The sequence below is a fragment of the Syntrophomonas wolfei subsp. methylbutyratica genome (genome assembly GCF_001570625.1).
GTDB lineage: Bacteria > Bacillota > Syntrophomonadia > Syntrophomonadales > Syntrophomonadaceae > Syntrophomonas > Syntrophomonas methylbutyratica.
Genome location: NZ_BBQT01000048.1, coordinates 1 through 1,457, shown reverse-complemented (window position 1 = coordinate 1,457; position 1,457 = coordinate 1). Strand labels below are relative to the sequence as shown.

Sequence of the window (1,457 nt, the reverse complement as noted above, 5' to 3'; positions counted from 1 at the left end):
AACTCAACTTTCTGACTAAAAAATCCGGCTGAAAAGCCCAATAAATCAATATAATAATCATTAAAAAAACCCATATTGACGCCAAAAGTGCATCCCCGTTTGGTAAAATGTTAATAACCACAAAAACACGGCCAAACGTAGAAAGGATGCACAATATCATGTTACATCAAATCGATCCGTCTGAAAAGGTTATTAACGAAATCCAAAAGCTCTTTAAAAATCTTAAAATTAATCAACTGCTTCGCACAGTTAACATTAGAAAGTCGCGTGGCATCAGTGTTCAGCAGATTTTTGAGTTTATTTTTCTGCTTGCTCTACTTGGCAAGAATCAGTATAGATTCCTGGAGAGCAAGCGTGGTCAAGGCTTACCCGGGAAAGATGTTTATTACAATTTCCTAAACAATCCATACTATGCATGGAGACGTTTCCTGCTTATGCTAGCATCTAAAGTCACTGATACTTTTGATCACCTAACGTCGGACAAAAGGGTCAGAGCCTTTATCATTGATGACTCACCTGTTGCACGGAATCGCAGCAGGGAGGCAGAACTTTTAGCTAGAGTATTTGACCACAGCCAGGGCCGTTACATAAAAGGCTTCAACATGCTGACTTTGGGTTGGACTGACGGCTATAGCTTTATTCCTGTAGATTTTGCCATGCTAAGTTCAGCCAACCAAACCAACCGCTATAACGAGGCTTCTGCTTCCATTGATAAACGTAGCCATGGGTTTAAACGTCGTCTCGAAGCTATGATGCCAAAGCCCGATACTGTGCTTAAGCTGATTGAAAATACCTTAAATGTCGGTATCACCGCTGATTACGTCCTGATGGACACATGGTTTACCAACGAACCGATGATTAAGGGCCTCCGTAATATTGGCCTTGATGTCATCGGTATGGTTAAGAGCAATTACCGTTATCGTTACACCGGGCAACTGATGAAATTGGCTGAAATCCGTAAATGCCTGCCTTCAGGAAACAAGTCTGATATCATCGGCTCGTTGTTGTGCGAAACCAAAGACGGTATCCCGGTAAAACTGGTTTTCATCCGCCACCGTAACAAGAAAAACGATTGGTTTGTTTTGGCTTCAACCGATCTTTCACTGGACGATAAAGAAATCGTCCGTATTTACGGTATGCGCTGGGAGATTGAAGTCTTCTTCAAAGCTTCCAAAAGTCTTTTGAAACTGGGAACCGAGTATCAGGGTCGGAGTTATGACATGCTCATAGCCCATACAACGATAGTTTTCACCCGATATATTCTGTTAGAGTGGGAACGTCGTCACAATCAAGATTTACGCAGTTTTGGAGAACTATTCTTCCTTCTCTGCGAAGAGATACAAGATTTAGACTATGCAACAGCCTTAAGGCAGTTAATGTATTACTGCATGATGTTGCTTGATTATGTTCCCAAAGAACTAGCTAAAATTGTTTCATGTCAAGTGATGTTCTGGATT

General features: G+C 41.3%; 1 protein-coding gene. It reads left to right on the top strand.

Translation table 11 applies throughout. The annotated features are described in order from the left end of the window. Positions 1-158 precede the first annotated feature (158 nt). On the top strand, positions 159-1,457 hold a 1,299-nt coding region (locus AWB54_RS14920), incomplete at its 3' end, for an IS4 family transposase (RefSeq protein WP_061215390.1).